The sequence below is a fragment of the Marivirga sp. genome (assembly GCF_024636815.1).
In the GTDB taxonomy this organism is placed as follows: Bacteria; Bacteroidota; Bacteroidia; order Cytophagales; family Cyclobacteriaceae; genus Marivirga.
The window spans coordinates 1-7101 of sequence record NZ_JAGXGF010000154.1 but is presented as its reverse complement, the minus strand read 5'-3'; the positions used below and the strand labels follow the sequence as shown (position 1 = coordinate 7101).

Genomic DNA, 7101 nt, shown 5'->3' with positions numbered 1-7101 from the left:
TTAATAATGATAATTTACCTATGAGATTCAGATATCCAGGTCAAGAGCAAAGTTTGAATGCTGCCAATTATAATGACGCAGTAGATAAACTTGGTGGTTCTAATGATATCAATGCTTCAATTTGGTTAGTAGAATAATTTAGAACTATTTAATTCTATAAGTTAAAAGCTCTGTTAATTCATTTAACAGAGCTTTTTTTATTAAAACCTTTATAAACAATGATAAATTGAAACTTCCAGCCAAAAAGTCAGTTTTATAATTATGGAAACAAGTAAAAAAGCAGATATGGAAATTAAATTCATCTATGACAGCAAACATATAAACGAGAGAGAAGCTCTTGCATATGCCAAGTCATTGGACCAACACATTATTAATCCTATAGATTTAGACAAAGAGTCTATAACTGAGAGACAATGGGCTGAAATAGCTGAAAAGCTTAATGTCCCTGTAAAAGAATTGATTGATGTTAATAACGATTACTATAAGGATGAATTAGAAGGTAAAGATTTTGATGATCAAGATCTATTACAACTAATAACTTCACATCCACAAATCATTAAAACACCCATAATCCATACTAATAATTATGCGAAATTTGTAAAATCACCTTATGATTTTAATGAAATGGATATGGCTTTTGAAGAAGTAAAAAATCATTTAGCAAATAAAGGAGAAAGGGATTATTAATCTCCTTTTTTAATTATTGATTAAAACATATAAGCTAAGCTCATATTTAACCCTACAAATGCCGGCATGCTATTGAATGTAGCATTCTCAGTTGTTACATTGGAGAGTGCTCTTTTATAAGTCGGCATTACACTAATAGCATACTTATCTGCAAAAGGGTAGCTTACTTCAATTCCTGCAATACTACTGGCAAATATATTTTTGTAAGATTGTTTATCATTTTGATCAAATTTAAGTTCGTTAATTTGATCACTACTTCCTTTGAGCGTGTTTCGTATAATAAAATCAGCTGATAAGCCTGCGACCAATGAAACATCAAACTTCCTATCGATCACTTTATAAGATGTCATCAAAGGAATTGTTACAATTTGAAAATCATTGTATAATTCATATTCAGAAATAGCATTTACCACTTTTCCATCTGAAATTTCGGTTGAGCTAGAAGCTCCATGGTATGGATATAATCTATCGCTATTTCTATCTCTAACCACTGTACTACTTAAAGAGGAGGATCGATAAGCTCCATATTGAATACCTGATTTTATATTCCACTTTTCATTTAATATAATCCCGAAATTCAAACCAAAAGTGAAAGACAAATTACCTTGCATAGGAGCAGAACTTAAATCTTCCACAGCCTCTCTTTCTTGATTATTGTTAAATGAGGCATCTTCCCCGGTAGTTCTACCTGCCGTTCCTGGATTATTCAATGTTGATACAGTAGAAAAAATTGGGGTTTCTGTAATTTCAGAATTAGGGTTAAAATTACCAGAACCAATATTGACATTTGTATTCCATGCTATTCCCGATTTATCCTTAGACTTATCTAAATTGCTAACTGCAAAATAAGAAACTTCTTTAACCTCAAGATTTAACTCCGGAAGCTCAATACCATCAGGCGTTATATTGTCAATCTTAGTTAATGATGAAGCTAAATTATCATTAGCAACAATTCGTACTGTTGCTAAATCTTGATTATCCTGAATAGCTGGAATTTCGTTTACTTTATATTCTTCATTATCCGAATTTCCAACAAAGGCTACAGTGCTATTTTCACTAGTACCTCCGCTAAAATTGTCCACATTATCATTATAACCTTGCGCTTTAGGCTGAGCCATAATCACATCATTATCACTCAAGAAAGTTTGATCATTTTGATCTTCTATTTCAATTGGAGCTAGAGTACTATTTTGATCCTTATTAAAAGTAAAATCCTGCAGATTGAAGTAAATAGAAATTAAAGCTATAAAAATTACAGCTGCAGCCAGATTTCTATAGAAAGCAGCTTTTTTATGCATACTTCTATTATCCTGCTTCAGGAGTTCAGCTTCAATTCCTTCCCATACATTATTACCGGGCTGAACTTCAGCACTGGCAAATTTACTGCGAATAGAATCGTTAAAATTATCTTTATTGAAATCTTTCATTCCCCCACTTACTTTGCTTTTCTAATTGTTCCATTAATATTTTTCTAGCCCTTGCATATTGAGATTTTGAAGTTCCAATATTTATATCAAGCATTTTGGCTATTTCTTTATGTTGATATCCTTCCACAGCGTACAGATTGAAAATCACTTGACAACCCGTTGGCAAGTCTTGAATCAATTCCATCAAATCCTCAACTGCTAAATTACCTACCGAAAGAGACTCTATTCCTTCTTTAACATCCTCTACATCTACCATAGGGTAGAGATAAAGCTTACTTCTTTGATGATTTAAAGCAGTATTGATAATGATCCTTTTAATCCAATATCCAATACTTGATTCCCCTCTGAATTTTTTTATATTTTCAAATATCTTAATAAACCCTTCTTGCAATATATCTTCTGCCTCTAAAGTTGATTTTGAATAACGCAATGCTACCGCCATCATCCCTGAAGAATACTGTTGATAGAGTTCATATTGGCTCTTTCTGTCACCATTTTGGCAACCCTTTATGATTTCTTTGGTTCTAGGCATACAAAAACCTTAAGGATTCTGTTTATATTAGACCCAAATTACAAATTAAAGGTTGGAATGAAACATTATTTTTATATTTTAATTACACTTTCATCAATTATCAGCTTGTTAAATAGCTGCGTACCAGTACAATCTACGGGAAGTAGCAACAAGTCACCTTCTGTTTATTATCCGGATTTAGAATACGAAAACAAAAGTTATAAAGAACAAATAAGAACTGTTCAGCTGATTCATTTCAAAGGCAATCAAATGGCTTCCACCAACAATGCTGTATTGGAACTAGGTGAAAATGACCGACTGCTCTTAACGTTTGATGATATAAATGAGCAACAACAGCAATATTTTGCTAAAATCATTCATTGCAATAAAGACTGGACTGCCAAAAGTAATATTCAGTCTATGGATTATCTGGAAGAATTTAATCAGTTCCCAATACGGGAATTTGAATTTTCCTTTGACACAAAATTGGGGTATATCCATTATGAATGGAATGTTCCAAGAGTTGCGCTTTCAGGGAATTACTTGATAGTAGTTTATCAAAACAATAATGAAGAGGATATTATATTAAGTGAACGATTTATGGTGCATGAAAATAAAGCTGGTATTAATTATCAGGTTACAGCTTCCAATTTGGTCCCCAAAAGAAGAACACACCAGGAATTAGAGTTTGAAGTATTCCTCAATAAAATAGATATAATTAATACAGGCACGGATATTCACCCTGTTGTCAGACAAAATAATAATTGGCTTTATGCTATCGATGTTCCTAAGCCCTTACAAATTTCAGATGGAAATAAGCGATTGACCTATAAATTTTATAATGGGCAATTAAACCTTCCCGGCATTAATGAATTCAGATTTTTTGATATTTCAACTGTTAATTTTAAAGGGAATGGAGTTGCCGATATTAACAAAGAAACAACCCCTATTTCAGTTTCTCTTAGAATGGATACAGATAGATCAACAGAGGCCTATAGAGAATGGGAGGATAGAAATGGGGCTTTTGCCATTGGGAATAGGGAAAGACAAAATACTCCATTAGTTTCTGATTATTTACTTACGGAATTTAAATTACAAGCTCCTCAGGACTATGGGGAAATTTATGTGGTAGGAGAATTTAATAATTGGCAATTAAATAATGCCAACAGAATGAAGTACAACTCTAATACTGGAATATACCAAAATAACATCCTTTTAAAACAAGGATATTATGAATATATCTATTATGTTAAAAATCAAGAGCGTAATCCTATTGAAGGAAGTTATTTTAGTACAGAGAATGAATACGACATTCTAATTTATTATAGTAGTCCGCAATTGCGATATGATAGATTAATTGGTTATACTCAATTTAATTCTCGAGCTGCCCAGTGAAATATGGTTCAGTCTTACTACCCGGGGTAACCTCGGCTAGATCCAACATTCCAAATCCTTTATCATTAAAGAGCCCCAGGCCGTTTTCAAATAAAAATTGGTGTAATTTGGGTGCCGCCCTAAGCGTAAAAGGAAAAGTGTAGCCTCTTACTTCATAAGGCACATCCTGATCATAAATCGGATATACTCTAGAGTATTTTTTACCTCTTTCTTCTAATTTTTTCAGATAGCTGGTATCCGGATAAAATTCAAAGCCTCCAAAATCATTCAACTCATTCTTTTCTAAAAGTGCTTTTCTTAACTGATCAATAAATTCATCTGTTTCGGGGTGGATGAACTTTATAGCACTATCACTCGAGAACTCAGGAGTTAATAAAATCACAGGAGAGATACAGATATATTTAGTTTCCTCACTAAAAAGAATATCATTTTCAAGTTCAACAGTATGAGGTATAATGGTTAAGCCATTTAATTTCACCTCAGGCAGACTAAATAGCACTTCTATTATGCTATCGATAAATTTTTTATTAGAACAAGAAAAGACCACCGTTATTTTAGAGCTATAAAAATGTAAGCCCGATTTACTCACCGTAGTTTGCCCTTTTAAACCTGAGAAATTGTAGTGTTTAAAATTATTAAACTCTTCATTGCCACACTTTTTGATTAGCCCTTTAAAAAATCTAAACAAATAGTATTGGTGATGGAATGGCACGTTGGCACCTTTCTCTTTATTTTTAAAAATTAATCTTACTCTCACGGCCCTATTTTTTAATTAAGACCAATAGAGGTATAAAATTGTTTTAAAAATTATAAGAAAACTTACACATTAAACCTAAAATGCATGATATCACCATCTTTCACAACATATTCTTTCCCCTCTATTGATATTTTTCCGGCTTCTTTACAAGCTTGCTCGGTTCTATATTTTTGATAATCATCCAATTTAATAACTTCCGCCTTAATAAAGCCTTTTTCAAAATCAGTATGAATAACGCCTGCAGCTTGTGGGGCTTTCCAGCCTTTTTTGATGGTCCATGCTTTTACTTCTTGTTTCCCTGCAGTGAAATAGGTGATAAGATCTAAAATAGAATAAGAAGCACGAATCAATTTATTTAAGCCGGATTCTTTTAATCCATATTCCTCTAAAAACAAGGCTTTTTCTTCAGCTTCATCAAATTCAGCTATTTGAGCCTCAATTGCTGCACTAACCACAATTACTTCAGCTTCTTCATCCTTCACATAGTCTTTGAATTTTTCAACCCACTCATTACCGGTAACAGCTGCAGATTCTTCCACATTCGTCACATAAATAACAGGCTTATCCGTTAATAGCATCAAGTCTCTTACCGGTTCTTTCTCTTCTTTGCTTAATTTTAAGGTTCTTGCGTTTTTGCCATCCTCTAACACTGCTTTGTACTGGTTGAGAATTGCCATCTCTCTTTTGGCATTTGCGTCTCCTGACCTTGCAATTTTTTCTGTCTTCTGGATTTTCTTTTCAACTGAATCTAAATCCTTTAGTTGAAGTTCGGTATCAATGATATCCTTATCAGCAACCGGATTTACTCGACCGGATACATGGGTAATATTATCATCCTCAAAGGATCTTACTACATGCACAATAGCATCAACTTCACGGATATTTCCTAAGAACTTATTGCCTAGTCCTTCTCCTTTGCTAGCTCCTTCAACCAAGCCTGCTATATCCACAAATTCGATGATAGTAGGCACTACCTTGTCCGGATTAACCAATTCCTCTAAAATATTTAATCTTTCATCAGGAACACTTATAACTCCAACATTTGGGTCTATGGTACAAAAAGGGAAATTTGCCGCTTCCGCTTTAGCATTGGAAAGCGCATTAAATAAAGTTGATTTACCAACATTTGGCAAGCCAACAATTCCACATTGTAATCCCATAAAAATAATTTATTTAATTCTGAAATATTTTATATTGCTTATATCCTCGGTAAAGTTCGATTAGTATAACTCTAATAACGGTATAAACCGGAATAGCTGCTATCATACCTAATACTCCTGCCAAGGATGCGCCTGCAAAGATAATAACAAAAATTTCTAATGGATGTGCTTTTACACTTTTTGAAAAAATAAGTGGTTGCAGGACAATATTATCAGTGATCTGTACCACAGCAAATACCGAAACAATCTTAATTACTAATAAAAGCAGTTCATTACTAAATTCGAATATCCCTCCTGTAGTAACCCCTACTATTATTCCAAAAGTTGCCCCTAAAATTGGTCCTGCATAAGGAATTAAGTTAGCTACTGCTGCAAATACAGCGATTGTAACGGCATATTTTATTCCTAAAATACTTAATCCCAATGAAGCTATGGTGAATATTGAAATCATTTGAAATAACAAGCCCAATAAATAATTGGAAAGCAGTTTTTCAATTTTATAAATAGCCCCAATGGAAACTTCGAAATATTTATTGGGGATCAGTTGGATAAATTTTCTTCTGGCAAGCCCTTTCTCATAAAGCAAAAAGAAAGAGATAAAAAGCACAGCCAAAATTGCTACGAAAATACTACCCGTAATAGAAATGAAATTATTTAGTATAAAACTAAAATCCAAAGTTTGAGCAAAATTCAAAATACTCTCTTTTAAGCGATCGATTATAAAACCTTCTTTTCCTACATTGGGAATAGAGTCTATCAAAAAGGTTTCAATAGATTGAATAGGGGTGGTAATTCTGTTGTAAAGGTTATCATAATTAAGTTTGCTTAAGATTTGGATTTGCTCTGAAACCAAAGGAATAAACAAGCCTACGAAAAGTACGATAAAACCTATAAAGACTGAAAAGGCGATAAAAATAATAAATATTTTGGGTAGTTTATATCCATAAAAATATACGCTGTTCAAATATCCAACTAAAGGGCGAAGAATAGTTGAAATAATGAGGGAGATGATGATATAAATTAATATATCAGAAAACAATAAGCTCACTAAATATAGCAGTAAGCCTCCACCAAATAAATATAAAATAGGTTTGAGTCGGTTCACGGCTCTAAGTTAAGATATAAATAAGAAAATGAAAGGCTTTAAATGCCCTCCATTTTCAT

7 protein-coding genes are annotated in these 7101 nt (G+C 32.9%); 2 read left to right on the top strand and 5 right to left on the bottom strand.

Annotated elements, in window-relative coordinates:
* Window positions 1–261: 261 nt before the first annotated feature.
* Window positions 262–687 carry an arsenate reductase family protein gene (locus tag Q0L29_RS11285; protein ID WP_296621709.1) on the top strand — a complete coding sequence of 142 codons (426 nt, stop codon included), beginning with the start codon at window positions 262–264 and terminating at the stop codon, window positions 685–687.
* Between the two features lie 20 nt (window positions 688–707).
* On the opposite strand, the gene Q0L29_RS11280 is transcribed toward Q0L29_RS11285, so the two are convergent.
* Together Q0L29_RS11280 and Q0L29_RS11275 are read right to left on the bottom strand one after the other, a co-directional pair.
* Complete coding sequence (locus tag Q0L29_RS11280) at window positions 708–2114, bottom strand: outer membrane beta-barrel protein (protein ID WP_296621707.1); 1407 nt, start codon at window positions 2112–2114, stop codon at window positions 708–710.
* A complete protein-coding gene (locus Q0L29_RS11275) occupies window positions 2098–2646 on the bottom strand; it encodes an RNA polymerase sigma factor (protein WP_296621706.1) in 549 nt (182 codons plus the stop codon). Before Q0L29_RS11275 ends, Q0L29_RS11280 begins: the two co-directional genes overlap by 17 nt.
* Before the next feature lie 57 nt (window positions 2647–2703).
* On the opposite strand from Q0L29_RS11275, the gene Q0L29_RS11270 reads away from it, so the two are divergent.
* On the top strand, window positions 2704–4020 hold the full coding sequence (locus Q0L29_RS11270; RefSeq protein ID WP_296621705.1) for a type IX secretion system plug protein domain-containing protein: 1317 nt from the start codon (window positions 2704–2706) through the stop codon (window positions 4018–4020).
* Here the strand turns inward: Q0L29_RS11270 and cas6 are convergent.
* The 3 genes from cas6 to Q0L29_RS11255 all read right to left on the bottom strand — a co-directional run bounded on the left by cas6 (window position 3998) and on the right by Q0L29_RS11255 (window position 7042).
* Window positions 3998–4777 carry a CRISPR-associated endoribonuclease Cas6 gene (cas6, locus tag Q0L29_RS11265; protein ID WP_296621703.1) on the bottom strand — a complete coding sequence of 260 codons (780 nt, stop codon included), beginning with the start codon at window positions 4775–4777 and terminating at the stop codon, window positions 3998–4000. The two genes, Q0L29_RS11270 and cas6, sit on opposite strands and share 23 nt — an antisense overlap.
* Window positions 4778–4839: 62 nt before the next feature.
* Window positions 4840–5937, bottom strand: coding sequence for a redox-regulated ATPase YchF (gene ychF, locus Q0L29_RS11260; protein WP_296621702.1), 1098 nt, complete (start codon window positions 5935–5937; stop codon window positions 4840–4842).
* A 13-nt stretch (window positions 5938–5950) separates the two neighbouring features.
* Window positions 5951–7042: an AI-2E family transporter gene (locus Q0L29_RS11255; protein ID WP_296621700.1), complete on the bottom strand. Its 1092-nt coding sequence runs from the start codon at window positions 7040–7042 to the stop codon at window positions 5951–5953.
* Window positions 7043–7101: the final 59 nt, after the last annotated feature.